The sequence below is a fragment of the Brevibacterium yomogidense genome, from assembly GCF_900163715.1.
GTDB classification, from domain to species: Bacteria; Actinomycetota; Actinomycetes; order Actinomycetales; family Brevibacteriaceae; genus Brevibacterium; species Brevibacterium yomogidense_A.
Genome location: NZ_FWFF01000005.1, coordinates 182,710 through 209,569 on the forward strand (window position 1 = coordinate 182,710; position 26,860 = coordinate 209,569).

Below are 26,860 nucleotides of genomic sequence, written 5' to 3' on the forward strand. Positions count from 1 at the left end.
GCTCACAGCTGCGGGATGTCCGACAGTAGAGCCTTCGTGTATTCGTGGGTGGGGTTCTCCAGCACGTCCTCCACGGTGCCGCGGTCCACGATCACGCCCTTGTTCAGCACGTTGATGTGGCCGGACACGTGCCGGGCCAGTGTGATGTTGTGGGTGACGAAGAGGATCGCCAGCCCGCGCTCCTCCCGCAGTGTGTTCAGCAGCGACACGATCGACGCCTGGACGGACACGTCCAGCGCGCTCGTGATCTCATCGCACACCAGCACGCGGGGCGCGTTCACCAGGGCGCGAGCGATCGCCGCGCGCTGCCGCTCACCGCCGGACAGATCGCCGGGCCTGCGGTCGTAGAAGGACCGGCCCAGACGCACCGCGTCCAGCGCCTCCTCCACCGTCTGCTTGTGTTCGCTGCGGGGAAGCCTCTTGCTCATCTCCAGTGGAACGGTGAGCGACTCCCCGATCGTGCGTCGCGGGTTGAGCGACGAGAACGGCGACTGGAAGACGTACTGGATCTCCTGGCGGTGGTCGATCGTGCGCTTGCGCGTCGACTTCGCCAGCTCTTCGCCCCGGTACCTCACGGAGCCCGTGTAACCGTCCACCAATCCGGTGATGCAGCGCGAGAGCGTCGTCTTCCCGGAGCCGGACTCGCCCAGGATCATCGTGGACTCCCCCGGCTCCAGCGTCATGTCGATGCTGCTGAGCACGACGTTGTCCCCGAACTTCATCGCCAGGTCGGTCACCTCCAGCAGATACGGCTCTGCAGATTCCATCGCCGAGGCCTCGGTCGCCTCGCCCGGCTCGCTCACCTGTGTCTCGCTCGCCTGCGTCTCCACCGCCTCGGATTCGCGCATCGTGGCCGCGGACAGGTCCTTGCGGCCGGCCAGGTCCGGAACGGCGGCCAGGAGCCGCTTCGTGTAGTCGTGCTCCGGCCGGTGCAGCACCTGCTGCGCCGGACCCTCCTCCACGAGCTCACCGCGCAGCATGACCGCGACCCGATCCGCCAGCTCCGCGACGACGGCGAGGTCGTGCGTGATGTAGAGGCTTGCGACATCGTGCCTGCGGGTCATGTCCCGGATGGTGTCCAGGACGTGTGCCTGTGTGGAGACGTCCAGTCCGGTGGTGGGCTCATCGAGGATGAGGACGTCCGGGAACATCGCGAACGCCATCGCGATGCCGATGCGCTGCTGCTGGCCGCCGGACAGCTGGTGGGGCCAGCGGCGCTGATACTCGTCAGTCCCCGGCAGTCCCACGTCCTCGAGCACTTCCTTCACCCGCGCGCCGCGTTCGGCAGACGACTTCCCGAAAGCGTGGACGTCCAGGACCTCCCTGATCTGCTCCCCCACCCGGATGGCGGGGTTGAGGGACAGTGCGGGGTCCTGTGGGATGTAGGCGACGCGTGATCCCCGCAGCTCGCGGGTCTGCTCCGTGCTGAGCGATTCGAGGTAGAACGGATCCCCGTCTCGCGGGAACAGCTCGATCCCGCCAGCGGTGTGCTGGAGCCCTGTGCGATAGTGCCCCATGCAGGCGAGCCCCGCCGTGGTCTTGCCTGAACCGGACTCCCCCACCAGTCCCAGGATCTGGCCGCGGTACAGCTCCAGCGAGATTCCCAGCAGGATCTCACTGCCGCCCACTGCGGACACTCGCAGGTCGTCCATCCGCAGGACGGTCGACAGATCCTCGACCGTGTCTGCGGTCGTCGTCATCGCGGTACTCATGATTTCTCCACATTCGTCGAGGCCGTGGCGCGTGCGATCGCGTCGGCCAGCAGGTTCGTGCCGATCGTGAGGATCGCGATCGCCACGACCGGCAGGATCACGCCCCACGGCTGGATGCTCAGTGCGATGCGGTTCTCGTTGATCATGAGGCCCCAGTCCGCTGTGGGCGGCTGCATGCCCAGCCCCAGGAAGGACAGGGAGGCGATCGAGCCGATCGAGTACGTGAGGCGGAGTCCGGCTTCGACGCTCAGCGGCCCCATGATGTTGGGGACGATCTCACGGAAGATGATCCGGGCGCGCGGCACCGCGTACATCTCTGCGGCCCGGATGTAGTCCTCGTTGATGACGTTGAGTGTGGCCGCACGCGACACGCGTGCGATGCGGGGTGCGTGCGTGATGCCGATGACCATGATGAGGACCCAGCCCTGCGGTCCCAGCACCACGATCGCGAGCATCGCGAAGACCAGCTGCGGAATGGCCAGCAGCACGTCGTTGCAGCGCATGATGACCGCGTCGACGGCGCCGCCGGCGTACGCGGCCGTCATGCCGAAGGCCGCTCCGACGATGAGGCCGACGGCCGTCGCCGCGACGGAGTAGGTCACCAGCAGGGCTCCGCCGGCCAGGAAGCGGGAGGCGACGGAGCGCCCCAGATCGTCCGTGCCGAAGAGACCGCTGTCCTGGAAGGGCCGGTCTGCGAATGCGGTGGGCGAGTAGCCCGTGAGGACGGGAGCCAGCAGCGGGCCCAGGAAGGCGAGCAGCACGATCAGCGCCGTGAGGATGACGCCGATCCGCCCCTCCGACTGGGCCCAGACCCGCTGGACGATATTGGTGGGCTTCGAAGCGGATTGCTTGAGCTCCGCCGACTGGTCCTCACGGTGCATGCCGGAGGGATCGACCACGGTGTTCTCACTCATGACGCGCTCCTCAGCTTGGGGTTGGACATGATGCCGACGATGTCCGCCAGTAGGTTGACCACGACGTAGACGACGGCGACGATCATCGAGACCGCCTGCACGACCTGCACGTCACGGAAGGTGACGGCGTCGATGAGTGCCTGTCCGATGCCGGGGTAGCGGAACAGGAACTCGACGACCACGACGCCGCCGGCCAGCCAGGCCAGCTGGATGGCGATCACCTGGGCGACGGGACCGACGGCATGCGGCACTGCGTGGCGCATGATGACCTGCCGTTCGGGGACGCCCTTGAGCCGCGCCATCTCGACGTAGCCGGAGTCCAGGACGTCGATCATCGTCGCGCGCATCATGCGTGCGATGTACGGGGCGACGACGAGCGCCAGGGTGATGGTCGGCAGGATCAGCTGCGACGGGAACATCCACACCTGCTGCCCCGGGGGCGACATGGTCACCGCGGGCAGGATCTGGAAGACGGTCGTCGCGAAGATCGTCACGAGCACGATGCCGATGACGAACTCCGGCAGTGCTGCGAGGGTCAGGCTCACCCACGTGACGGCCTTGTCGCGGCGCTTGCCGCGGTGCAGAGCGGAGAAGATGCCGAAGCCCAGGCCCAGCGGGATCGAGATGACTGCGGCCAGCACCATGAGCACGAGGCTCGAGACGATCCGGTCGGAGAGCAGCGCACTGACGGGACCGCCGAAAGCGGTGGACATGCCGAAGTCGCCCACGAACAGTCCGCCCAGCCACAGGAAGTACCGCACGATGGCCGGCTGGTCGAGGTTGAGCTGTGCCTGCAGTGCGGCCACACGCTCCGGTGTGGCCTGCTGGCCGAGGATCGCGCGGGCGGGATCACCCGGCAGCAGCAGTGTCGCGAAGAACACCAGCACGGACACTGCCAGGAGGATGAACAGGGACAGGACGAGTCTGCGGAGGATCAGCTTCGCCATCATGAGACTTCACCCATCCAGTTGCGTCGGAACGTGTATCCGGACAGCGGCAGACCCGTCGCGTTCTCGACGAACCCGCCCACATAGCTCTGGTAGGCGTCGGCCTGATTGCCGAACCCCCAGATGATGTAGCCGCCTTCCTCGTACAGCTGGTGCTGCGCCTGGCGGATGAGCTCACCGCGCAGCCGCGGGTTGGTCTCCGACCGGGCACGGTAGAACGTGTCCGCGAAGTCCTCATCCGTGTACTGCGTCTCGTTCGTGCTCGATTCCTCGAGTGCGCACGATGTGGCCTGCGGGATGAAGTTGCGGGTGTACCAGAAGCTCTGGGCGAAGTCCCACGACAGGTAGTTCTCGCCGAAGAAGGTGGTGGTGTCGACGCGGCGGATGTCGACGGTGATGCCCGCGAGCTTCGCCTGCTCCGCGTACACCTGCGCCGCCTCGACGGCACCGGCCTGGATGGGCGCGGTCACCAGTTCGACCGTGAGGCCGTCGGGGTAGCCGGCGTCCGCGAGCAGCCGCTTCGCCTCGTCGATGTCCTGCGTGCGCTGCGGCAGGTCGGAGGGGTAGTCCGGGTCCAGCGGGGAGAACATGTCGTTGCCCAGCCGTCCGTGGCCGGAGAAGACCTGTTCGAGCATCTCCTCGCGGTCCACCACCAGGCGCATCGCCTGTCGCACGCGCACGTCGTCGAACGGCGCCTTGTCCACACGCATGGAGAAGGGCAGCCACATGCCGGTCTCAGAATTGAGGATGCGCATCCGCTCATCCGATTCGATGACGTCGACCAGCGAGAGGGGGATCTGGCCCACGCAGTCCACCTGGCTGGACAGGAGCGCGTTGATGACCGCGTCCGTGTCGTTGAAGTTCAGCAGGTGGACTTCGTCCAGATAGGGGCCCTCGTCCCAGTAGTCGTGGTTCGCCTCGAGCACGGCGGACTGCCCGGGCTCGAACGACTTGAGCTTGAAGGGCCCGGAGCCGATCGGATTCTCCGGGTCGTAGCCGCGCGGCACGATCCCCATGGCGTACTGGCCGAGCGCGTCGTCCAGAGCACTGTTGGCCTCGTTCAGGCGGAACTCGACGGTGTAGTCGTCGGTGGCGACGACCTCGTCGAGCATGGCCAGACCGGCCGCGCCGGACTTCGGGTCGTCCGGGTCGGTGATCCGCTCGAACGTGAAGACGACATCGTCTGCGGTGAGCGGCTTCCCGTCGTGGAAGGTCACGCCTTCGCGGATCTTCGCGGTCCAGACGGTGCCGTCGTCGTTCGTCTCGAACGTCTCCGCCAGCCTGTGCTGCAGCTCGAACTCATCGCCGCGGATGAGCAGGGTGTCGTAGATGTTGATCACGCGCGCGGAGTCCCCGGAGTTCACCGGGATGTGCGCATCGACCGTGTCCGCGGACGAACCGCCGGACAGTCCGACTCGCAGTGCGCCGCCGCGCTGCGGCCCACCGCTCATGTCCACCTGGGCGGCGGGGCCGGGCCCGCACGCGGCGAGCAGCCCGACCGAGCCGACCCCGATGGCCCCTCCCAATATCCCTCTGCGGGTGAGCGCCTGCTCCACCCGTCTCAGTCCGGTTCCCGTTCTCATCGTGCCTTCCCTCTTCCTCACGTCGCCGGCTCAGCGAATCGCTCTCCGGCACACACCCAGCGGACACGGTCCGGGGACCGTCCCGCTCGGGCTCCTCTGTTCAGTCGTCGGTCGCGGCGCCGTCGTCGTGGTGCACGTCCTCGTGGTGCACGACGGCGCCGCTGGGCGTCAGATCCGCACGGCACGCCCCACCCAGACCGGCGGGGAGATCCGATGCTCCGCCGCCGAGGCCGCAGTCGCCTCCGGCAGCACCGTCGCCCGGCCGTCGGCCTGGCTGACATGGATCCCGAGGATCTCCTCCGTCGCGACGAGCTCGTCGCCCACGAACATCTCGTGGGCGAGGTGGAGCTTCTTCTGCGCGACGCCCACGACGTGGGTGCGCACTCGCAGCCGCGCGCCCTGGGCGACCTCCTGCAGGTAGCGGACGTGCGCCTCCACTGTGTAGAGCGAGCAGCCAGACTCCTGCCGGTAGTCGGGGCCCAGACCCAGTGCGTCCATCGCGGCATCGGTCGCGAAGCCGAACACCAGGACGTAGTAGCCCTCCGTCAGGTGGCCGTTGTAGTCGATCCAGTCCTCGAGGACGGGGGTTTCGTACGTCGTGAGGCTCATGCGGCGCCGCCGTCGGACCGCTGGCCGTTCGGCTGAGGGCTGGTCTGTGCGCCGGCGCCCTCCGCAGCCCCGGGCATGCTCGAGCGCAGTTCGCCGACGACCCGGCGGATGTCGATGATCGCGGCGTCGCGAGCCGCGACCAGGTCGTCGAAGGAGCGCCCGTCTGCCTCGTCGTCGCAGCCCGCGATGACCGCGTCGCGCAGCTCTGGTGTGAGCTCCGGTGCGGTGAGCCGGGTCCACGGGGAGAGCAGTGAGGGACCGAAGTGGTCGAGCATGTGGGCCATGCCGCCCTCTCCCCCGGCCAGTGCGAAGGTGAGCATGGGGCCCTGCAGGGGCCAGCGCAGCCCCGGGCCATCGGTGATGGCGCGGTCGATCTGGTCGACGGTGGCCTCGCCCTCGTTCACCATGTGGAGCGCCTCGCGCCACAGCGCCTCCTGGAGGCGATTGGCGATGAAGCCCGGGACTTCCCGCTCCATACGGATGACCGACTTGCCGATCGCGTCGTACCACTCAGCGGCCCAGTCCACGGCATCCGGCGCGGTGCGCTCGCCGCCGACGACCTCGACCAGGGGGATGAGGTAGGGCGGGTTGAAGGGGTGGCCGACGACCAGACGGTCGGCGATGCCCTCCTCGGCGGCGAGGACGGCCATGTCCGTCATCGAGTAGCCGGAGGTGGAAGAGGCGATGACGACGTCATCGGCAGCCGCGCGGGCGATCCCGGCGAGCAGCTCCTGCTTCATCTCCAGGACCTCGGGCGCGGATTCCTGGACGAAGCCTGCGCCGTCCAGGGCATCGGCCAGGTCCGTGTGGACGCTCCAGGCGTCCTTGTCCGCGTTCGCGGCCAGGCCCAGACGAGTGAGCGCGGGCCATGCGGAGTCGATGAGGCGTCCGAGCTTCTCCCCCGCCACCGGGCTGGGGTCCCATACGCGCACCCGCAGGCCGCGGGCCAGGAAGTAGGCGGCCCAGCCGCCGCCGATCGTGCCGGCGCCCACGCAGGCGACGGTGTCGATGGAGTCGATATCGCGAAGCTGCATGTCTCAGGCCTCCTGGGTGAGTGCGGAGTCGGTGAAGGACTGGTGGGTGGCGTGGCGGCTGGCGCGCTCCTCGACTGCCACCGGCAGGCCGAGCATCTCGCGCGCCTCGTCCGGCGATGCGACGGCGGACCCCATCCCCTCGATGATGCCGACCGCGCGTTCGGTGAGCTGCGCGTTCGTCGCCTTCACACCCTTGGACAGGTAGAGGTTGTCCTCCAGCCCCACACGCACGTGGCCGCCGGCCAGGACCGACTGGGCGACCCACGGCAGCTGGTTGCGGCCGATCGCGAAGGAGGTGAATTGCGCGGTCTCCGGCAGCATGTTCACCATCGCGTGGAGCAGGCCCGCGTCCACGGGCGCGCCGTACGGGATGCCCTGGCACAGCTGGTAGAACGGCGGGTCGTCCAGCAGGCCCTCCTCGTACATGACGTTCGCGAACCACAGGTTGCCGGTGTCGAAGATCTCCAGCTCCGGCTTCACTCCCAGCTCGCGGATGCGGGCGGCGCCCGCGCGCATCATGTCCGGGGTGGAGATGTAGGTGTTCGATCCCTCGCCGAAGTTCAGCGTGCCGCAGTCCAGCGTGCAGACCTCCGGGCGCAGGGCCTCGACGTGCTTGAGGCGCTCCGTCTGGTTCACGAGGTCGGTGCCCTCGAGCTGAGTCGTGGGGTTCTCCGGGTCGATGACCAGGTCGCCGCCCATGCCCGCGGTCATGTTGATGACGGGATCGACGTCGGAGGCGCGGATGAGGCGGGCGACCTCCGCGTAGAGCTCGGTGTCGCGGGATCCCTGCTTCGTCTGCGGGTCGCGGACGTGGATGTGGATGATCGAGGCGCCGGAGCGAGCGGCGGCGATCCCGGAGTCCGCGATCTCCTGCGGGGTGACGGGGACGTGCTCGCTCTTGCCGGCGGTGTCACCGGCGCCGGTCAGGGCGCAGGTGAGGATGACGTTCCGGTTCACGGTGCGGTTCATGGTGGTGGTCCTTTCGGACGGAGTGGCTGAGTTTTCAGTCGGTGTGGCTGGTGTCAGTCAGAGGTCTCTGCCACGGGCGGTCCGACCTCAGATGGGTCTGCCCGACGACTGTCGTGTCTCGTCGTGGCGTCTGTGGCGTGATGTGTCTGGGGAGAGATGGGGGGCACATGCGCGGGCCCAGTGGTGCAGGGCCCGCGCCTCCTCGTCACGAGGAGTGCGCGTTGGAACGGTCCGCGGGAGGCGAGCCGTAGGGGCCCTGATGGTCGTCGTCGTCCATCCGGTGTTCGGGGGCCCGCTCTTCGTCGGTCCGATGTCCATCGGCGAGCAGTTCGTCGTCGATGTGGCCGAGCACGGCGGCGAGCATGTCCTGGGGATCCAGGAGTCCGGACAGCACGCGCACGCCCAGTCCGTCGATGAGTCCGGTGAGCTTGAGCACCGCCATGTCGAGCGGCTGGGGTCGGAAGGCGCCGGTGTCGATGCATTCGGCGACGATGTCGCGGATGGTCCGCTCCCAGCGGCCGTAGCTGTACTCGTGCTCCGTGCGGGCTGTTTCGCTGTTGGTGCCGGCGGCGGACCACATCTGCAGCCAGATCGACCATTCCCTGCGGGTGACGGTCTTCTCCGGCAGCTGGAGTCGGACCACTTCACGCAGGCGGTCGACGGGGTCGGCGATCTCGCCGAGCTCCGCGAGCTGGCGGTCGTATGCGAGTTTGACGCTGTACCGCATCGCCTCCGCGAAGATCTCCCACTTGTTCGCGAAGTGGTAGTGCACTGCGGGGGCCGATACCTCAGCGGCCTGAGCGATGTCGGCCATCCGCACGTGCTCGTACCCCCGCTCCGCGAACAGGGTCCAGGCCTCGACGACGATGCGCCGCCGGCGCAGTCCTCGATCCGTCGGGGAGTTCGTCATCTTGGCGGGAAGCGCTCCGGGCGACGGCGCGGCGGTGGATTCGCCATCGGAGTCCGTGCCGGTGAGCAGCCAGCTCACCGTCACACCGGTGACGGTGGCGAAGGAGAAGAGCTCATCCGGCTGGAAGCGACGTGCACCGGAGAGAGACTTCGACAGCTTCGTCTCGTCCAGACCGATCGCCCGGGAGACCTCACGCTGCGCCATTCCGGAATCACGGACAGCGGCACGGAAGCGCGCGGTCATCTCCGGCGCGCGCACATCACTCTGCTGTCCCATGTGGTCAACAGTAGAGGCTACTTGCGAGTATCGCAAACACTTGAGTCAGCTTCAGCAAGAATCGCAAGTTGTGGGGAGGTGCAATGCCGCCTGAGAGTCCGCCCCGAGTGTCAGGATCCGGCGGCGACGACGAAGAGGCCGGGCCGTCGCTCCCGCGATAGCCCGGCCTCCGTTCCAGCATGCCTCTTGCTGCGCTCTTCTTACGGCGCACCTCTCATACTTACAGCCTGCCTCTCACAGAGCGGGCCTCCGCGCGCCGTGGTCGGTGAGCTCCTCGAACGCCTGGGCGACCAGCAGCAGCTCCACGTCCTTCCCGGGTGCGGCGACCAGCTGCACTCCCACCGGCAGGCCGTCGCGCGTGAAGCCCGCGGGCACGGACACGGCTGGGCACCCGGTCGCCGAGATGACCGTTGCCGCACGCATCCATTCGAGGTAGTCCTCCATGGGCTTGCCGTCGATCTCTGCAGGGTACTCGAGGTCCGCATCGAACGGCGCCACCGAACTGGTCGTCAGGACCAGCAGGTCGTGGTGCGCGAAGTACGTCTCGACCGCTCCGTGTAGCCGGGCGCGCGCCGCGTCCGCAGACACAAGCTCGTCCACCGTGAGGTTCAGGCCCATCTCCGTGTTCCAGACGACGGATTCCTTCACCTGATCGCCGTGACGGCGCACCGTCTCGCCGAAGCGGGCGGCGAAGTCATACGCGCGGGTCACGCGGAAGACCTCGTCCGCGTCCCGGAAGTCGGGGACCATGCCGTCGACGTGGCCCCCGCCGATGGTGAGCGAATCCGCCGTCCGGTCCACGACCTCGGCGACGGAGGGGTCGACCCGCAGCATCCCGCCCAGGTCAGTCGAGAAGCCGATCCGCAGACCGCGCAGGCCCGAACCGACCCGGTGCTCGCCGGGCCAGCGGAACTCGAGCCGGTCGAACACCGATCCGGGTTCCTGCACGGACAGCGGCGCACCGTCGGCCGGGCCGGAGGCGATGGACATCAGCAGCGCGACGTCACTCACCGACCGGGCCATGAAGCCCGACTGAGACAGCCACGACCAGGGGTTGCCGGGCAGCGCCTTCGGGATCCGACCGTTCGTCGGGCGCATGCCGACGATGTTGTTGAACGATCCCGGCAGCCGCAGGGAGCCGCCCATGTCCGACCCGTCGCCGGATGCCTGGACGCCCGCGGCGATCGCGGCGGCGGCGCCGCCTGACGAACCGGCCGCGGACTTCGTCGTGTCGTACGGGTTCACCGTCGTGCCGAAGAGCGGGTTGAACGTGTGCGAGCCGGCGGCGAACTCCGGCACGTTCGACTTGCCCGTCGTCACGACGCCTGCGGCACGCAGCCGCGCGATCACCAGCGCGTCACGGATCGGCACGTTGTCGGCCAGGGTCGGCGAGCCGTAGGTCGTGCGCATGCCTGCGGTGTCGTGCGTGTCCTTGTGCGTCATCGGGACGCCGTGCAGCGCGGTGAGGCGATCGCCGCGCGAGAACGCGGAGTCCGCGGCAGCCGCCTGCTCAAAGGCGCGCTCGTCGTCGCGCGTGACGACCGCGTTAAGGGTCGGGTTCACCGCATCGAGGCGGGCCAGGTGGTCGGCCAGCGCCTCACGGGCGGACAGTCGGCCCGAGGCGATCTGGGCCGCCAGCTGCCGCGTACTCAGCCAGGTGAGCTCGGATTCGTAGGCGGCCCCCTCCGCCGAGGTCCTGCCGGGGGTCACGACCCCGGCACCTTCCGCTGCACTCACGGCCGGTTCGAAGCGCGGCGCCTGCGCCGCCCCGCCGGTCACTTCGCCACCTGCACGGCGTGGTCAGCGTGCTGGCCGGCGTGTGCGCGCTGGTCAGCGTGTGCATGCTGGCCCACGCGCGCAGTCCGGCCCACGCGCGTGAAGAGCGCGGTGAGGCCGGCGCGGACGCCGGTGCGCAGTGTCGCAGGCACGTCGTCGGGGCCGAAGAACGGCGAGTGGTTGCCGCCGGGCACGCCGGTCTCGACGGTGTCCGCGGCGTAGCCGCCGAAGAACCAGTAGACGCCGGGCACTCCCAGCGAATCCGCGAAGACTCCGAAGTCCTCGCTCCCCGACACAGGTCTCGTCTCAGTCACGCTGTCTCCTCCCAGTTCCGCGGTGAGTGCGGCGAGGACCTCCGCCGCCTCTGTGTCGTCGTTGTAGCAGCGCGGGAACCCGTACATCCTCTCGACGTCGGGTTCCGGTGCGCCCGCGGCCTGCGCCTCACCGCTGATGATGCGGCGGACAGCGGCCAGAACGCGTTCCCGCACGTCCGTCTCGAACGTGCGGATGTTGAGTTCGAAGACCGCCTTCGCCGGGATGATGTTCTCCTTCACCCCTGCGTGGAACGTGCCGACGGTGAGCACCGCCATGTCCGAACCGGCGACCTCCCGCGACACGACGGACTGCAGCCGCGTCACCATGTAGGCGCCCAGCACGATCGGGTCAATCGCGTTCTCCGGCTGCGAGCCGTGCGCCTGCCTGCCGTGGACCGTCACGCGCAGGGAATCGGCCATCGCCATCGCGGTGCCGATCGACAGGTTGACGGTCCCGGCGACGCCCGGCCAGACGTGCTGGCCGTAGACGGCCTCGGGCCTGGGGACGCGCTCCCACAGGTCGTCCTCGACCATGGCTGCGGCGCCGGCGGCGGTCTCCTCGCCGGGCTGGAACAGCATGACGACCGTCCCCGTCCACGCGCCGCGGTGGCGGGTGAGGAGGCGGGCGATCTCGAGGCCGGCGGAGATGTGCGCGTCGTGCCCGCACCCGTGCATCACGGGAGTCACGGTGCCGTCGGGCAGGGTGCCGGTCGCAGTCGACGCGTACGGCAGGCCGGTGGCCTCCTCGATCGGGAGTCCGTCCGTGTCCGCACGGAATGCGACGACGGGACCATCGCCATTCTCGATGACGGCGACGACGCCGGTGCCGCCGACGGTCTGGGGCGCGAGGCCGTAGGACTGCAGGTGGTCTGCGATCGTCTCTGCGGTCCGGTGCTCCTGCATCGAGAGCTCAGGGGCGGCGTGGAACTCGCGGTAGAGCCCGACGAGCGCGTCGAGGCCCTCCTCGAGACTCGCGGTGATCTCCGACGGGAGCGCCATGCTGTTCCTCTCGTGGGCCGGACGGTTCATGGATGCCTGAGCGCCGGGAGCGCTCCGGCGGCCCTCCTCACGGTAACGCGGAACGGAGCGATCCGACAGAGCGAGTGCGAACGGTGAGGGTTCTGCCACGAAGAGTCCTGGCACGGAGGTCGAGTCCCCTGTGACGAAGGAGACCGAGTCCCCTGTGGCGAACCTGCCACACCTGCGGCACACCTCCCACACGGACCCGCAGTGGAATGGAGGGCAACGACGATCACCCGGCGCTGAGGCACTCCGCCCCGCCGGCCGAGGAGAGGCGATCCGTGCAGCGCTACCGACACCCGCTCGGCCCCGGCCGCGCATACTCCGCTGAGGGCCCGCCGTTGGACCTCTACGGGCTGCCGGCACTCCCACCGGACCGCCCGGTCCCGCAGCCTGCGCCAGCCCGGCGTGAGCCTGCCCGGCCTGCGCTGGCTCAGCCCGCGCCGGCCCAGCATGATCCGACCCAGCATGTGCCGGCCACGCATGCGCCGGCTCAGCCGGGACCGGACCGGTCTGGTCCCGATCCCGGTCCGGATCCCAGTCCCAGTCTTGGTCCCGGTCCCTGCAGCCCCCACCGCAGCGGGAGCAGCAGCGGGAGCGGGATCCGCTCCGTGCTCGTGGGGCTGGGTCTGGCGGCGGGAACGGTGGTGACGGCGGCCTCGGCGGCGGTGGTCTTCACAGGGTTCTGACGGACGCGCCGTCAGCTCCCGTGACCCGCTGTCAGCCCCCGTGCCGCGCGAGCGCCGGAACCACCCGATCGCGCGTGAGCGGCGCGATCGTGAGAGCCGCAGAATCCTCCGGCAGCGCATCGGGGGCGAACCAGGCGACGGAATCGATCTCCGCCTGCGGCCGGATGTCGTCGAAGTCGAATCCGTCGGGCATTCCCCGGTGGACGAAGACGTCGCCGATGACCTGGTGGTCGGCCTCGTTCGCGGCCGGCGCCTCGAAGGTGCCGAGTTCCTCGAGGTCCTCACGGGTGAGGGGCAGGCCCAGTTCCTCGTCGACCTCGCGGATGATCGTGTCGATCGGGGCCTCCCCCGGCTCGGGCTTGCCGCCCGGGAGCATGTAGGCGGTCGTGCCTCGCTTCCGCACCATGAGCATCGTGTCGTCGCGGCGCAGCACGAGTGCGCTCACGCGGATGGTGCGGACCGTCGCGCGGTCGGCCGGGTGGTCTGGGGTTGCATCGGTCGAGTCGGTCGAGTCGGGCATCGAACGGTGGTCCTCTCCTCATCGGCAGAGCGCCGAGCCTGGGCGGATGACGCAGATGGTGCGGATCTGCAACGCGATGTTCACGGGGCAGCCGCACAGTCCTCGGTATCCTGGGAGGACGTCACATCGTAGAAACGGTCGCCGCACCGGTAACGTAGCGCATCGTGACCGGCTGGTCGGCACCGTCCGACCATCGCTCGGCAGACAATCGGTCTTCACACCATCGACGCGCACCCGACAACTGGGAGAGAACAATGACCTACGGCAACTCACCGACCGATCCGGCTCAGGGCGGCCAGGGCCCCTACGGATCCGGCCCCTACGGCGCCGGATCGCCACAGTCGGCCGGACAGCAGCCGTACGGACAGCAGCCGCAGTACGGCTCCCAGCCCGGCGGCCAGCAGCAGCCCCCGCAGTACGGCTCCCAGCCGAGCGGCCAGCCCGGCGGCCAGCAGCCGTACGGATCGCCGCAGTACGGCGCACAGCAGGGCGGAGCTCCCTACGGCTCCCCGCAGGCCGGTTCCCCGTATGGTGCGCCGCAGCAGGGCGGAAGCCCCTATGGCGCTCCGCAGGGAGGCGCGTACGGCGCAGCACCGATGGGCGCCGGCTCCATCACGACGACGGTTCCCGGCGGACCTCAGCAGATGGGCCCCGACGGCGAGCCCGCTCTCAGCCAGCCGCTCTACGGAGCGACGTTCATGCAGGCGACCAAGCGCTTCTTCAAGAAGTACGCACGGTTCTCCGGCTACTCCTCGCTGAGCGAGCACTGGTGGGCGTACCTGACCCTGTCGCTCCTCATGCTGATCGCTGCGATCCCGCTCTTCATCGGGTACATCATGGTGATCGCGAGCGCGGCCACGATGGATCCCTACTCGTCCAGCGTTCCCACCGGCATGGGCGCAGGCGGCGTCATCGTCATGATCGGCTTCATCCTCATGCTGCTGGTCTCGCTGGCGCTGATCGTCCCCTCCCTGGCGCTGCAGGCGCGGCGTCTGCATGACGCAGGGTTCTCCGCGCTGTTCCTGCTGCTCTACCTGGTGCCCTCCATCGGCTCGCTCATCGTCCTCGTCTTCATGTTCCTGCCGACCAAGGTCGAGGCTCGGAAGCCGGAGTGGGACGACACCAAGGGCGACTGACCGTCACATATGGGCTGGCCGGCGCAGCCGGGCTGGCTGTCGCTTCCAGGCCGGTCGTCTCAGCCGGGCGCAGGAGGCGGCTGGACAGCCGCTGAACGACGCCGAGGTGCCGCCCGGGTTCGCACACCGCGAACCCGGGCGGCACTGTCGTTTCCGGACGGCTTTCCCCTGGGAGCGCTTCTTTCGACTTTTGTGCGATCATCTCTTGCAGCACCGTTCGTTCGAGTATAGAATCGAACTATTCGATCAACGATGATCACTGATTCTGGAACGCTGATTCTGGAACGCTGGCGCTGGAAGGAGGGGCTCAATGTCGACGACGGATGACCATGCGGACAGCTCTCGCTCGAATGGCTCTCCTTTCGGCGGTGCCCCTTCGGGCGGTTCTCCATCGGGCGGTTCCCCATCGGGCGGTTCTCCTTCCGGCGGTTTCCCTCCGGGCAGTCCCCCTTCGGCCGACCGCATCACCGATGAGCGCGGGGTCCGCAGTCTGGCGGACGTGCAGACCGCCCTTGAGTTCGGGCACCCGGTCCTCGGCGATGTCGGGTCCCTGCTGAGCAACCTGCACGTCGCTCCCACCGGTGCTTCCGATGCCGCGGACGCCAACGGCGTTTCCAACTCGCCCCGCTCTTCCGGTGCATCCGATGCTTCCGATGCCGCTGATTCCGGCCGGACCTCACCTGCACAGTCGTCTGGAGAATCCACGCCGACCCGACTCGCGGAGGACCTGTCGTCCCATGCCGCGATGGTTGACCGGCTCCGCGCCCACGAACTCGTCCACGTCGCCACCACCGCGCTCACGCTGGCGCTGACCCGGCGCAGCTCCGAGGACCGGCTTGCGGACCTGTTCACAGACGAGGGACCCGATCGAGCAGGAACTGACGACACGAGTTCTGAGGGCGCGAATCCAGCCGACACGAGTTCCAACGACGCGAGTCCAGACGGCGCCGCCACCAGTCTCTCGGCCCCCGCGTCCGGAGTCGACGCCACGTCCCTGAGCCTGGAGGATCCGGAACGCTTCCTCACACGTGCGGAGTACCTGCTCGAACGCGAACACGAAGCCGTCCTCAACGTGCGGCTGAACGCACGGACGGGTGATTCGCGCCGACGCGTCGGGCTCGCACTCACCGCGTACATCGGGATGCCCCTCCTTCTGCGGTCCATGCTCGCCGGTGAGATCCGGTTCAATCGGTGGGAGGGACTCACGCGCAAGCTGAAGCACCTGCCGCTCACACACCTGCATGCACTCGACGAATTCCTCGCCGGGCTGGACCCTCGCTACTCCCTGGGCCAGTTCCTCCAGCACGCAGCGTCCTTCCTCGCTCAGTTCGAGACCAAGCCGGTCCTGGCGGCCCGGGCACGGACCGAGCGCAGCGTCTGGGTCGAGCACCTGCCGGACGGCCTCGCGATCCACTGCATGAAGGGACCCGCCGCCCTCATCGAGGCCCGCCACGCAGCCTCGAGGGCAGCGGCCTCCGCGATCTGGAAGAACCAGCTCACCACCATGACCGTCACTCGCGCAGGTCGCCCACTGCACACCGACGGCAGGTCCGGACCGACTGATGCTGACGAGCTGCCCGACCTGAGCCGGCTCTCACGGGCAGATGACCGTTCGATCCGCCAGCTGATGTTCGACGTCCTCATCGGTGCAACTCCGCGCACGCAGACAGTCCTGGAGCGGCTGACCGAAAACGGCGAGACGGCCGAGCGCTACCACGTCGACATCGAGTGCCCTGATGAGGCGACCCTCCTCCGCAAGCGGGCGACTGTCGTCGTGACCGTCCCGATGACCACACTCCTGGGACTGGACGACAGGCCAGGCACTATCGCCGGCGAACCCATCCCCGCGGACATGGCCCGCAGCATCGCCGGATCCTCCAAATTCTGGTATCGCATGCTCACCGATCCGGCGACGGGGCAGGTTCTCGACGAGGTCGCACTCAAGTACAAACCGGACAAGGCCACCCGCTTGTCCGTGCTCGGCAAATGGCGGACGTGCACGCTTCCCGGGTGCAGCAGACCGGCGCAGGAATGCGAGATAGACCACGGCATCCCGTTCAATCACGAGCACCCCGAACGCGGAGGCAGGACTGAACCTGCCAACCTGCACCCTCTCTGCGTCGCACACCACCAGGCGAAGACGGAAGGCCGCATCCGCATGCGTCGCACGACGGACGGTGGGGTCGACTGGCTCCTTCCTCTGGGCACGACAGCCACGACCGTCGCTCCGTCCCTGGATGACGGCGGAATCCTCACGGCGGCGTGCGCGCCAGCGGATTCAGAAGCGCGACGCGACGCGCGGCACACCATCGAGCGGCGGACGATCCGTGACCCGCAGACGAACCGCCGCGTGGCTGATGCTGCGTTCGATCAGGCCGGAAGGGAGTTCTTCGCTGCGGAGCACGCCCGTTCGAAACGCCAGACGGTACGGGCCGCGGAGGCGGCGGGCATCGTCCGGGAACAGATCCGCGTACAGCGCTGGGAGGAGGAGGCGCGTCAAGAGCTGCGGGCCCGAACGGACCGACTCCGGGAGCAGGAAGCGCACGTGCGGAAGCGGGAACGGAACGTGGCACGCGACGAACGGCTCGCCTCGCTCGCTCACGCAAGAGCAGAGGCGAAGCTCGAGGAGGCCACAAGGCGGGCCGCACCGTCTGCTCCACCACGGCCCGCTGCGGAACGGGTCCGGTACCGGACACTCATCCCGATGCGCATCGAACACTTCGAGTTCGGTCACGGACGGACCGGCAGCCTCTACACCCCGGTGTTCTTCGGGGCGCAGCCCCTGCGCACCGGCGAGGATCCGCGCGACAGCACAACGCACGACGAGCAGAGCGGGTCAGATGATTCGCGCTCGGATGCGCGGCTCTCCGCCGTCGAAGACGAGATGGCATCCAGCCTCCACGACGCCTGCGCCCGACAGCAGATCGTGATCGTCGATGAACGCTTCGACCAGTACCGCCCTCCGGAGCCCTCACCCACGTCACAGGTGGAGCCACAGCCAGAGACACGGCCACAGACACGGCCAGAGACTGAGACTGAGACTGAGACAGGGGCTGAGCCGACGTCAGAGACACCATCCGCTGACGACGTCGATGACGATCCGCCGCCGTTCTAGGAACCACTCGGGGAAGAAGCGCACACCACGCAGAGCGGGGCCCTGGATCCCACAGGATCCAGGGCCCCGCCAGGTGCGCTGACAGCTGGTCACTCACAAGGACTGCTCACTGACATGCGATTGACTCAGTCACCAGTGGTTTGCTCACCAGCCAGCGTGCGGCTGACCAGCCAGCGCTTGTCCTCAGCGCTTCTTCTTGAAGACCAGCTGCTTGTTGACGAACTCATCCATCGCCAGCGGTCCCAGCTCACGGCCGACACCCGAACGCTTCACACCACCGAACGGCAGGTGCTCACGCGAACCCTCCGGCGTGTTCAGGAACACCATGCCAGCCTCGATCTTCGAACCGACACGCTCCGCACGCTCCAGATCATCAGAGAACACCGCAGAACCCAGACCGAACGGCGTATCGTTCGCAAGCTCCACAGCCTCGTCATCAGACCCGACCTTGAACAGCATGAACGCCGGACCGAACAGCTCCTCGTGGTAACCGCGCATCCCGGGCTTCACACCTTCGAACACCACCGGCTGCACATACGAACCCGGAGTGTCATAGGCATCGCCACCCGCCAGCACCGTCGCGCCACCGGCCTTCACCGCGTCGACCTGCTCCATGAAGCGCTCACGCGCCGCCGGCGACGAAAGCGGCGACAGACCCGTATCACCCGTCGACGGATCCGCAGGGATCGCAGCCTTCGCCAGGCTCGTCAGCTCAGAGGCGAACTCGTCATAGATGTCCTCCATGACGATCATCCGCTTCGGCGAGTTGCACGCCTGACCGTTGTTGCCCATCCGCGCCTGGAAGAACGTCTTCGCAGACTTCTTCACATCCGACGAATCCAGCAGGACGTACGGATCCGAGCCGCCCATCTCCAGGACGACCTTCTTGAGGTTCTTGCCCGCTTCCGCAGCGACCGCGGAACCGGCACGCTCCGAACCGGTCACCGACACACCCTGGTTCTTCGGCGACGGCAGGATGATGTCCGCCACCTGCTCATTCGTCGCGTAGATGTTGATGTACGCGTCCTTCGGCACGCCCGCCTGATGGAAGATCTCCTCCATCACGGCCGACGACTTCGGATCCTGCGGCGCGTGCTTGAGCAGAATCGTGTTGCCCAGCGCCAGGTTCGGAGCCGCGAACCGCGCCACCTGGTAGTACGGGAAGTTCCACGGCATGATGCCCAGCAGCGAACCGACCGGCTTGCGACGCACGAAGGCCTCTTCGTCCTCGCTGGTCCCGCGCAGCTGCTCATCAGCCATGAACGCCTCAGCATGATCCGCGAAGTAGCGGTAGATCAGCTGGCACAGCTTGATCTCACCCTTCGCCTCCGGGATGGCCTTGCCCATCTCCATGTTGATGATCTCAGCGAGCTCATCAGAGCGCTCGCCGTAGATGTCCGCAACCTTCGTGAGGATCGCCGCGCGCTCCTGCACAGTCGTCTCGGACCAGCTGGTGAACGCCGCCGCACTGCGATCCTGTGCGTCGACGATCTGCTCGTCGGTGGCAGTGGGGTATGTTTCCACGACTTCGCCGGTTGCCGGGTTGAGGACCTGATAGATCGACATTGACTGCTCCTCTTCGTGGGGTACGAACACAATCGGCGAGTCAGCCGACTAGTGTGGTCTCCACGTTAGGCGGGTCACACGCGCGGAGCAAAGGCAGTCCAGCGGATATGGACGCCCGCATCTACCGACGTGAGAAGACTTCTTCCCGCAGCGGCTTCAGCGAACGGCTCCACGGACCCGCACGAACACGCCTGCACGAGACGAACGGCCCGCACAAGCACGACTGACACGTACGACTGACAAACGATCGGCAGCCCAACGATCGACAACGGAGGACCCATGTCACGCACCGAGGATCTGGCACGCCACTACTACACCGTCGTCGACGCTGGCGACGCGGACGCGACGGTCGCGCTCTTCGCACCCGACGCCACCTATGACCGCCCCGGCTACGACACGCTCACCGGCCCGCAGATCGGCGAGTTCTACCGCGGCGCACGCGTCATCGTGTCCGGTGCCCACACCGTCACGGAGATCATCGCCGACGGCCAGCGCGCCGCGATCCGCGGCACGTTCGACGGCGTTCTCAAGGACGGCGCCGAGGCGCACGAGGGCTTCGCGGACTTCATGGAGTTCGACGATCAGGACCGCATCGCCAAGCGCACCACGTACTTCTTCCGCGCGGCAGTCTGAGAACCTCCAGTCGCCGAGGTCCCGGTCACCTAGGCGGTCCCGGTCGCCTAGGCGGTCCCGGTCGCCTAGGCGGTCCCGGTCGCCTAGGCGGTCCCGGTCACCTGCGTACCTCTGTCACCTGGGCAGCTCTGTCATCTCAGTCGAGGTCGGTCCCACGCCTCCGCAACCGGAGGATCTCCTCCTGGATGCGGTCGCGTTCACGAGTGATCTCGGGGCGCGGTGGCAGGCCGTAGGCGGCGTCGGCCTGTTCGAAAGCGTCCGCCATCCCATCGTCAGACAGGTCCGGCTCGTGCAGGTCGATCGCGGCGAACGACGGCCCGATGTGCTCCATGAAGCCGCGCAGCCCCTGCTCTCCCCCGCCCAGGTGCATGCCTTCGAGCGGCCCCACCGCCGCCCAGCGCAGACCCAGCGAGCCCTTGACGACCGCGTCCAGCCCCTCGACGTCCACGACGCCGGTCTGCACCAGATGGACCGCCTCCCGCAGCATCGCGTTCTGCAGGCGGTTGCCCACGAACCCGCGCGTCTCTCGAGCGAGTGCGACGGGCTCGCGGCCGTATGCCCGGTAGGTCTCAAGCGCTCGCTCCACTGAGCTCTGCGCAGTCCTCTCTCCGGGTACCACCTCGACGAGCGGCATGATGTGCGGCGGGTTGAACGGATGCCCGATGAGCATCCGCGCGGCCGCGGCGTCTGACAGATCAGCGGCGATCCGAGTCGGCAGGATCGCGGACGACGACGAGACGAGCAGAGCGTCCGCAGCCGCGGCCTCGGCGAGTTCCACGAAGAGCGCGGCCTTCGCGTCCGGCCGTTCCGGACCGCTCTCTTGGACCAGCTCGGCGCCGTCGGCCGCCTCCGCCGCAGAAGTCGCGAGATCGACCGCGTCCGGGCTGACTCCGGCGGAGGCGACGACCGTGTTCACGACCTCGGCGAGGTCCGGCCGGGGGTCGAAGACGGTGACGTGCGAACCGTAGGAGGCGAAGAGCCTCACCCACGACAGCCCGATCGTCCCCGCCCCGATGACGGCGACCTGAGACGGGACCTGACGCTGGGACTCGGGCGACTGCGACTGCGGTGGCTGCGATGGATGCGAAGAGGCTGAGTTCTGGACGCTCGATTCCATCTCTCCACAGTACGTCCGGCCACACCGCTTCCAGCGGAGAACCGCATCCCAACCCGAGTCAGTGGCACAATATGTCCATGGAGACGCACGTCACACATCCGATCGGTCAGGAGCACCTCGCGGCCGCAGAGGAAGAGCTCCGAGATGCTCTCGACAGCGCGGGCATCGATGTACGGATCATCGAATCCGCGGAGGCCGCGGCCGAGGCCTCCCTGCTGCTCGACGAGATCTGGAGCGTGACGGGATCCGGCACCACGGTGCTGGAACCCAGCCTCTTCATCGCCCTGGCGCACGCCAAGAACTACACCGCCGCGGCGTACGACCGGAGCAGCGGGAACATGCTCGGCGTGACAGTGGGATTCTTCGCCGCCCCCGTCGGGAAGTCGATGCACTCGCACGTCGCCGGTGTGCGGCACGAAGCGGTGGGCCGCGGCATAGGCGCCGCCATGAAGCTCCACCAGCGCCTGTGGTGCCTGGAGCACGGCATCACGCACATGACCTGGACGTTCGACCCCCTCATCGCGCGCAACGCCTACTTCAACATCACGCGTCTGGGCGCCCTCCCCACCGAGTACCACCCGGACTTCTACGGGCAGATGCGCGACGGCGTCAACGCCGGCCACGCCTCCGACCGCGCGTTCGTGGAGTGGGACCTCACCGCGGCCATGCAGGACCGGTCCGACGCCGGTCTGTCCGATGCCAAGCCGCCCAATGCGGAACAGTCTGATGCCAGTCCGTCCAATGCCGGCCAGCCTGATGCAACGCAGCGGGATTCAGCCTCCGACGACGCCGTCGCGGCCGTGCGGATCGACGACACCGACGGCAGTCCACTGGAGTTCGACGTGCCGCGCGAGGCGACACTGATCTCCATCGAGATGCCCAGCGACATCGAGACGCTGCGCGGCACGGACCCGGCACTCGCCTCACGCTGGCGGGAGGCTGTCCGCCGAGCGTTCCTCGAGCTGTTCGCCGACGGGTGGAAGGTCACCGGCTTCCGCCGCAGCGGCGCCTACCTCCTCACCCACCCCTGAGGAGCCGTCGAGTTACCCGCAGGTCAGCTCACCCAGCCGTCCGGTCACCCGCGGGTCACCTCACCCAGCCGTCGGGCCGCCCGCAGGTCAGCTCACCCTGCGCTCGGCTCACCCAGCTGCTGGCTGAGCCATGCGGGGAAGGGATCCGCATCGACCTCGGGGAGCTCGTCGGGAACCCGCTCCCCCGTCACGTCCTCGACCCACGCACGGAAATCCGCGACGGCCTCGCGCGCCTCGTCGTCCTCGCGTTCAAGCCCCAGTGTGAACTCCTGCAGCTCGTCGTATCCGACCGCGAGCAGTCTCACCAGGTCCCGCGCGCTGTCCGCGACGGTGAAACCGCTCCCGTCGCTGAGGACCACCGCTCTGAGAGTCCCGCCGCTCGGATCCTCGACGCCACCCGCATCCCACAGCGCGAGGATCCCGCCATCGCCGGAGGCCTCCGCCACCGGCAGCAGCGCCGCATGCGCGGGGTGAGACGTGTCGAACCATCCTTCGAGCGTCAGGTTCGGCGCGAACACCGGCCCCATCACCCCGTCCTCGCCGTCGTACGGGGTGAGGCAGTAACCCGCGGGCGCATCCTCGCCGAACCCACGATCCTCCATCCACTGCCACGCCCGCTGGAGGATCTCGGGAATCGCAGTCCAGTCCGGTCGCTCGGCCGCCAGTTCGTGGGCGAAGCGCGTCATGTGCGCGGCTCCGTCTGACACTCCATGCAGAGTCCTCAGCCTTCCAGAGCCGTGAATAGGTCTGTGCGCAGCGTCGCGGGGTCCATGTCCGGTGTCGGCTCCGTCGTGTAGACCTCCCAGAACGGCATAGCCACCCGATGGCCCTGCGACTCGAGTGCACCCATGAACGTCTGCCACGCCTCACCCAAGCGGTCGTAGCCGCCCAGGTGCGCCGCTGTCGCGATCCGACCGCCCGGCAGCGCCGAGGCCCGCGCGACGAGCGCGAATGACGCACCCTCAGCACTGCCCGGGACCTCGGCACCGTCCAGAACCTCAGCACTGCCCGGGACCTCCACCTCGCCGAGGTCCAATTCGCCGTCCAGCACACGGTCCACCGGGATGCCCACCTCGAGGTCGACCGTCTCGCCCGGCACCCGCGAGTAGAGCGCGAACGCAGCACCCACGGGCTGCACCCCCGCCTGCCCCAGTGCGGGGAACAGGCGGGAGAACACACCGTCGAACAGCACCGGCAGGTGGGCCGCGGGGAACCCCTCCACACGCACCGTCGCAGTCACCTGTTCGGCGGCCTCGGTGACGTCCGGCCGTGAGGGCACGGGGACCGCTGAATCTCCACCAGCAGAGTCCCCACCAGCAGAGCCCCGATCAGCAGAGCCAGCCCCGCCGGTCATCAGCTGTCCTGGCCCAGATGCTGTGTGCGGAGCACCTTCTTGTCGAGCTTGCCGACCGACGTGCGGGGAAGCTCGGTGACGAACTCGATCACGTCGGGCAGCTGCCACTTGGCGAACTTCTCCAGCAGGCCCTCGCGGACCTCGTCCGCCGACACCGTCTCACCGTCGCGCAGGACGACGTAGGCGACGGGACGCTCGTCCCACTTCTCATCCGGCACGGCGATGACCGCGGCCTCGAGCACCCGTGCATCGTCCATGATCGCGTTCTCCATGTCGATGGAGGAGATCCACTCACCACCGGACTTGATGACGTCCTTGAGGCGGTCTGTGAGCTTCACGTAGCCCGCCTCATTGATGACGGCCACGTCGCCGGACTTCCACCAGCCGTCGTCGAAGCGCTCCGCGTTGTCATCCAGCTTGTGGTACGCCGTCGCGATCCAGGGGCCGCGGATCAGGAGCTCGCCCATCGACTTCCCATCGCGCGGCAGCTCTTCACCGGTCGGGTCGACGACCTTGACCTCGACACCGGCCACCGGCAGGCCCTGCGAGCGCTTGAGGTCCCACTTCGCGTCCTCGTCCAGCTCGCCCAGCTCCGGCTTGATCTGCCAGTTCACCGACACCACGGGGGTGGTCTCCGACGCGCCGTAGGCGTGGATGACCTCTGCGCCCGTGAGCTCGCGGAAGCCCTTCATGAGCGACACCGGCGGCTCCGTCGATCCGCTGATCAGACGCGCGCGGGACAGGTCCGGAGTCTCATCCTGGGCGCGGATGTACTCGAGCAGCCCGGCGAAGATCGCCGGAGCGCCGTTGGCGACCGTCACCTCCTCGTCGACGAACGCCTTCGCGATCGCGCCCATCTCTGCCGCGGCGAACTGGCCGGGCAGCACGACCTTCGCTCCGGCACCCGCGGCCATCTGCGGGAAGCCCCACGACAGCACGTGGAACATCGGGGTGATCGGCATGATGACGTCGGTGTACCCGACCTTCAGCCCCGCCGTGATCGCCATCGTGTGCAGATAGGACGCGCGGTTCGAGTAGTACACGCCCTTGGGCTTGCCCGTCGTGCCCGTCGTGTAGCCCGCATACGCGGCCGTCGACTCCTCGACCTGCTCGAAGTCGTACTCGTCTGACTCCTCGGCCATCAGATCCTCGAGGAACACGACGTTCTCAAGCGACGTCTCGACCTGCGAAGACGGAGTGTCCGAGGCGACGATCCACTGCTTCACGTACGAACCGGCCGCGAGCTTCTCCGCGATCGGCAGCAGCGATTCGTCGACGACGACGTACTGGGTCTGCGAGTGGTTGACGACGTACGCCAGGTCCGCCTCGCCCAGGCGCAGGTTCAGCTGCACCATCGTCGCCCCCAGCGCCGGGACTGCGAAGTACAGCTCGAAGTGCCGCCGCGAGTTCCAGTCGAGCACGCCCACCGTGCTCTCCGGACCGATCCCCAGCTTCGTGAGCGCGTGCGCGATGCGCGACACGCGACGCATCTCCTCGGCGTAGGTGCTCCGCCCCCAGTCGCCGTCCGACCGGCGGTACACGACCTCCGTGTTCGGGAAGTTCACCGCCGCGTGGCGCAGGAGTGAGAGAACATTGAGCTGGTAGTCGTCGCCCATGGTGGACGGGATTCCGCGAAGCATCGGCACCTCCGGGTGCAGTGATCGGATCTGCTGGCTGCCGCACGGGACGGACACGGCCCCCGTCTCGCACCGCACGATGTGACATCGGTGGGGAGACGGGGGCCGCACGCGTACATCCGCGCGGATGTGACTCAGAATACGGTGTAGCCGCCGTCGACCACCAGTTGCTGGCCGTTGACGAACGACGAACCCGAACCCGTGAGGAACACGGCGGCGGCCGCGAAGTCCTCCGGTGTGCCCCAGGTGCGGAACGGCACCCGCGAGATCACCTTGTCGGTGAACTTCTGGTTCGCCACGGACTTCTGCGTCATCTCCGTCTCGATCCAGCCGGGCAGGATCGCGTTCGTGCGGATCCCCTCCCGCGCGTACTCGGTCGCCAGACCGCGCATGACCGACAGGACCGCGGCCTTCGTCGCCCCGTACAAGGTGTTCCGGGTGGGTGCCTCGATGCCCGCCAGCGAGGACACGAGGACGAGCGAGCCGCCCTCCCCCTGCTCCATGAGCGCGCGCACCGCGGCCTGGCAGCTGAGGATTACGCCCTCGATGTTCACCGAGGACACGCGCCGCCAGTCATCGATCGACAGCTCGTGCAGACGCCCGTACGCGCCGGACACGCCGGCGTTGGCGATGAGGGTGTCGAGCCGGCCGAACCGCTCGAGCGTGCCGGCCATCGACCGGGTGACGTCAGCCTCGTCGGCCACGTCGCACGGGAACGCCTCGGCGTCGCCGCCCAGCCCGCGCAGCTCCGCGACCGCGGCCGCGTTCACCTCTTCATTGCGACCCCACACCGCGACCGAGGCCCCGGCCTGGACCAGCCCGCGTGCCATTCCGAGGCCGATGCCCCGGTTGCCCCCGGTCACGACGACCACCTTGCCGGTGAGGTCGAGCCCGACTGCGGCCGCGCCTGCTGGGTTCTGCTGTGCGCCTGTCCCCTGTGAGTCAGCCATGGTCAGGCCTCTTCCTTCACTTGGAGGAGCACCTTGCCGCGCACGGCGCGCGTCTCGAGCTCCTTGATCGCGTCACCGGCCTGCTCGAGGGTGAAGGTCCCGTGGATGACGGGATCCAGCGTGCCCGCGACGAGGTGGTCCCACATCGCCTCCCACTGGCTGGCGATGAGGCCCGCGTCCTTCGCGAACGCCGCACCCCAGCCCACGCCGGCCACTCCCACGTTGTTCAGCAGCAGGCGGTTGACCTTGACCTGGGGGATCTCACCCGCGGTGAAGCCCAGCACGAGCACGGTTCCGAACGTCGCCAGGCAGCGCAGCGAATCGGTGAAGCGATCGCCGTCCTTCGGGTTGCCGACCAGGTCTGCGACGAGGTCGACACCACCGGGCACGAGCTCCTTGACCGCGTCCTTGAAGCCGTCACTCATGACGGCGTGCGCGGCACCCAGCGAGCGGACGGTCTCCGCCTTCTCCTCCGTGGACACGACGCCGATCACGGTCGCGCCCATCGCGACCGCCACCTGCACGAGTGCCGTGCCCAGGCCACCCGCGGCACCGTGGACCAGCACGGTCTGCCCGGCTTCCAGACGGCCTCGGACGCGCAGGGCGAAGTCCGCGGTCAGGAGGTTCATCGGCATGCCGGCGGCAGCGGACAGCGACACCGAGTCCGGCAGCTTCACCGTCGCGTTCGCGGGCGCGGTCATGACCTCGGCGTAGCCGCCCTTGCCCGCGATCGTGGCGACGCGGTCGCCCACCGCGAGGTTCTCCACCCCGTCACCGACTGCGGAGACGACGCCGGCGGCTTCGGAGCCGAGCGTGAAGGGGAGCTCGTGCTTGACCTGGTAGAGCCCCTTGGTCTGGAGCAGCTCCGGGTACGTGACGCCGGCATAGGCGACATCGATGAGGACCTCGTTCGGTCCGGGGGTGGGAGCTTCGACCTCGGCGACGGAGAGGGAGTCGGGACCGTCGAGCGTGGTGACCTGTACGGCTTTCATGGGTTCCTTTCGGGAAGCGCATCGGCTGGGTTGAGCTGTGCTGGATCGTGCTGTGG

23 protein-coding genes are annotated in these 26,860 nt (G+C 68.2%); 4 read left to right on the plus strand and 19 right to left on the minus strand.

Features of this window, described 5'->3' with window-relative positions; all coding sequences use genetic code 11:
• Positions 1-2: 2 nt before the first annotated feature.
• The 12 genes from FM105_RS04630 to FM105_RS04680 all read right to left on the minus strand — a co-directional run bounded on the left by FM105_RS04630 (position 3) and on the right by FM105_RS04680 (position 13,273).
• A complete protein-coding gene (locus FM105_RS04630; RefSeq protein ID WP_256970228.1) occupies positions 3-1,712 on the minus strand; it encodes an ABC transporter ATP-binding protein in 1,710 nt (569 codons plus the stop codon).
• On the minus strand, positions 1,709-2,626 hold the full coding sequence (locus FM105_RS04635; RefSeq protein WP_256970229.1) for an ABC transporter permease: 918 nt from the start codon (positions 2,624-2,626) through the stop codon (positions 1,709-1,711). Before FM105_RS04635 ends, FM105_RS04630 begins: the two co-directional genes overlap by 4 nt.
• Complete coding sequence (locus FM105_RS04640; protein WP_087005668.1) at positions 2,623-3,573, minus strand: ABC transporter permease; 951 nt, start codon at positions 3,571-3,573, stop codon at positions 2,623-2,625. Before FM105_RS04640 ends, FM105_RS04635 begins: the two co-directional genes overlap by 4 nt.
• The gene (locus FM105_RS04645) at positions 3,573-5,156 is read right to left on the minus strand and encodes an ABC transporter substrate-binding protein (protein ID WP_087005493.1); all 1,584 of its coding nucleotides are present in this window, start codon (positions 5,154-5,156) and stop codon (positions 3,573-3,575) included. The genes FM105_RS04640 and FM105_RS04645 overlap by 1 nt, the downstream gene beginning before the upstream one ends.
• A 168-nt stretch (positions 5,157-5,324) precedes the next feature.
• Positions 5,325-5,765 (minus strand): thioesterase family protein, encoded by a 441-nt coding sequence (locus FM105_RS04650; protein WP_087005497.1) that lies wholly within the window; start codon positions 5,763-5,765, stop codon positions 5,325-5,327.
• Positions 5,762-6,799 carry a 3-hydroxyacyl-CoA dehydrogenase NAD-binding domain-containing protein gene (locus tag FM105_RS04655; protein ID WP_087005500.1) on the minus strand — a complete coding sequence of 346 codons (1,038 nt, stop codon included), beginning with the start codon at positions 6,797-6,799 and terminating at the stop codon, positions 5,762-5,764. The genes FM105_RS04650 and FM105_RS04655 overlap by 4 nt, the downstream gene beginning before the upstream one ends.
• A gap of 3 nt (positions 6,800-6,802) precedes the next feature.
• Positions 6,803-7,756 (minus strand): 3-keto-5-aminohexanoate cleavage protein, encoded by a 954-nt coding sequence (locus tag FM105_RS04660; protein WP_087005671.1) that lies wholly within the window; start codon positions 7,754-7,756, stop codon positions 6,803-6,805.
• Positions 7,757-7,973: 217 nt separating this feature from the next.
• The gene (locus FM105_RS04665) at positions 7,974-8,954 is read right to left on the minus strand and encodes a TetR family transcriptional regulator C-terminal domain-containing protein (protein WP_087005503.1); all 981 of its coding nucleotides are present in this window, start codon (positions 8,952-8,954) and stop codon (positions 7,974-7,976) included.
• A gap of 234 nt (positions 8,955-9,188) precedes the next feature.
• Positions 9,189-10,664, minus strand: a complete 1,476-nt coding sequence (locus FM105_RS04670; RefSeq protein ID WP_256970230.1) for an amidase — start codon at positions 10,662-10,664, stop codon at positions 9,189-9,191.
• Between the two features lie 65 nt (positions 10,665-10,729).
• Complete coding sequence (locus FM105_RS04675) at positions 10,730-12,043, minus strand: amidohydrolase (protein ID WP_087005674.1); 1,314 nt, start codon at positions 12,041-12,043, stop codon at positions 10,730-10,732.
• 514 nt (positions 12,044-12,557) lie between these two features.
• A complete protein-coding gene (locus FM105_RS14495; RefSeq protein ID WP_143275822.1) occupies positions 12,558-12,743 on the minus strand; it encodes a hypothetical protein in 186 nt (61 codons plus the stop codon).
• Positions 12,744-12,784: 41 nt separating this feature from the next.
• On the minus strand, positions 12,785-13,273 hold the full coding sequence (locus tag FM105_RS04680) for an NUDIX hydrolase (RefSeq protein ID WP_087005508.1): 489 nt from the start codon (positions 13,271-13,273) through the stop codon (positions 12,785-12,787).
• Between the two features lie 254 nt (positions 13,274-13,527).
• Between FM105_RS04680 and FM105_RS04685 the strand changes: the two genes are divergently transcribed.
• Positions 13,528-14,409, plus strand: coding sequence for a DUF805 domain-containing protein (locus FM105_RS04685; protein WP_087005511.1), 882 nt, complete (start codon positions 13,528-13,530; stop codon positions 14,407-14,409).
• Positions 14,410-14,908: 499 nt separating this feature from the next.
• Positions 14,909-17,524: an HNH endonuclease signature motif containing protein gene (locus FM105_RS04690; RefSeq protein ID WP_087005513.1), complete on the plus strand. Its 2,616-nt coding sequence runs from the start codon at positions 14,909-14,911 to the stop codon at positions 17,522-17,524.
• A 183-nt stretch (positions 17,525-17,707) separates the two neighbouring features.
• Here FM105_RS04690 and FM105_RS04695 read toward each other — a convergent pair whose 3' ends face one another.
• A complete protein-coding gene (locus FM105_RS04695) occupies positions 17,708-19,090 on the minus strand; it encodes an NAD-dependent succinate-semialdehyde dehydrogenase (protein ID WP_087005516.1) in 1,383 nt (460 codons plus the stop codon).
• Between the two features lie 279 nt (positions 19,091-19,369).
• On the opposite strand from FM105_RS04695, the gene FM105_RS04700 reads away from it, so the two are divergent.
• Positions 19,370-19,723, plus strand: coding sequence for a nuclear transport factor 2 family protein (locus FM105_RS04700; RefSeq protein ID WP_087005519.1), 354 nt, complete (start codon positions 19,370-19,372; stop codon positions 19,721-19,723).
• A gap of 136 nt (positions 19,724-19,859) precedes the next feature.
• Here the strand turns inward: FM105_RS04700 and FM105_RS04705 are convergent, their stop codons facing one another.
• Complete coding sequence (locus FM105_RS04705) at positions 19,860-20,840, minus strand: 3-hydroxyacyl-CoA dehydrogenase NAD-binding domain-containing protein (protein WP_087005522.1); 981 nt, start codon at positions 20,838-20,840, stop codon at positions 19,860-19,862.
• A gap of 77 nt (positions 20,841-20,917) precedes the next feature.
• Between FM105_RS04705 and FM105_RS04710 the strand changes: the two genes are divergently transcribed.
• Positions 20,918-21,871 carry a hypothetical protein gene (locus tag FM105_RS04710; RefSeq protein ID WP_087005677.1) on the plus strand — a complete coding sequence of 318 codons (954 nt, stop codon included), beginning with the start codon at positions 20,918-20,920 and terminating at the stop codon, positions 21,869-21,871.
• A gap of 92 nt (positions 21,872-21,963) precedes the next feature.
• On the opposite strand, the gene FM105_RS04715 is transcribed toward FM105_RS04710, so the two are convergent.
• The 5 genes from FM105_RS04715 to FM105_RS04735 all read right to left on the minus strand — a co-directional run bounded on the left by FM105_RS04715 (position 21,964) and on the right by FM105_RS04735 (position 26,804).
• Entirely contained in the window at positions 21,964-22,557 is a 594-nt protein-coding gene (locus FM105_RS04715) for a hypothetical protein (protein ID WP_087005525.1), read from the minus strand.
• A 35-nt stretch (positions 22,558-22,592) separates the two neighbouring features.
• Positions 22,593-23,225, minus strand: a complete 633-nt coding sequence (locus FM105_RS04720; RefSeq protein ID WP_256970231.1) for a GyrI-like domain-containing protein — start codon at positions 23,223-23,225, stop codon at positions 22,593-22,595.
• Positions 23,225-24,865 carry a long-chain-fatty-acid--CoA ligase gene (locus FM105_RS04725; RefSeq protein ID WP_179207069.1) on the minus strand — a complete coding sequence of 547 codons (1,641 nt, stop codon included), beginning with the start codon at positions 24,863-24,865 and terminating at the stop codon, positions 23,225-23,227. The genes FM105_RS04720 and FM105_RS04725 overlap by 1 nt, the downstream gene beginning before the upstream one ends.
• A gap of 131 nt (positions 24,866-24,996) precedes the next feature.
• On the minus strand, positions 24,997-25,812 hold the full coding sequence (locus FM105_RS04730; protein WP_087005531.1) for an SDR family NAD(P)-dependent oxidoreductase: 816 nt from the start codon (positions 25,810-25,812) through the stop codon (positions 24,997-24,999).
• Between the two features lie 2 nt (positions 25,813-25,814).
• On the minus strand, positions 25,815-26,804 hold the full coding sequence (locus FM105_RS04735) for an NADPH:quinone oxidoreductase family protein (RefSeq protein WP_087005534.1): 990 nt from the start codon (positions 26,802-26,804) through the stop codon (positions 25,815-25,817).
• Between the last annotated feature and the right edge of the window lie 56 nt (positions 26,805-26,860).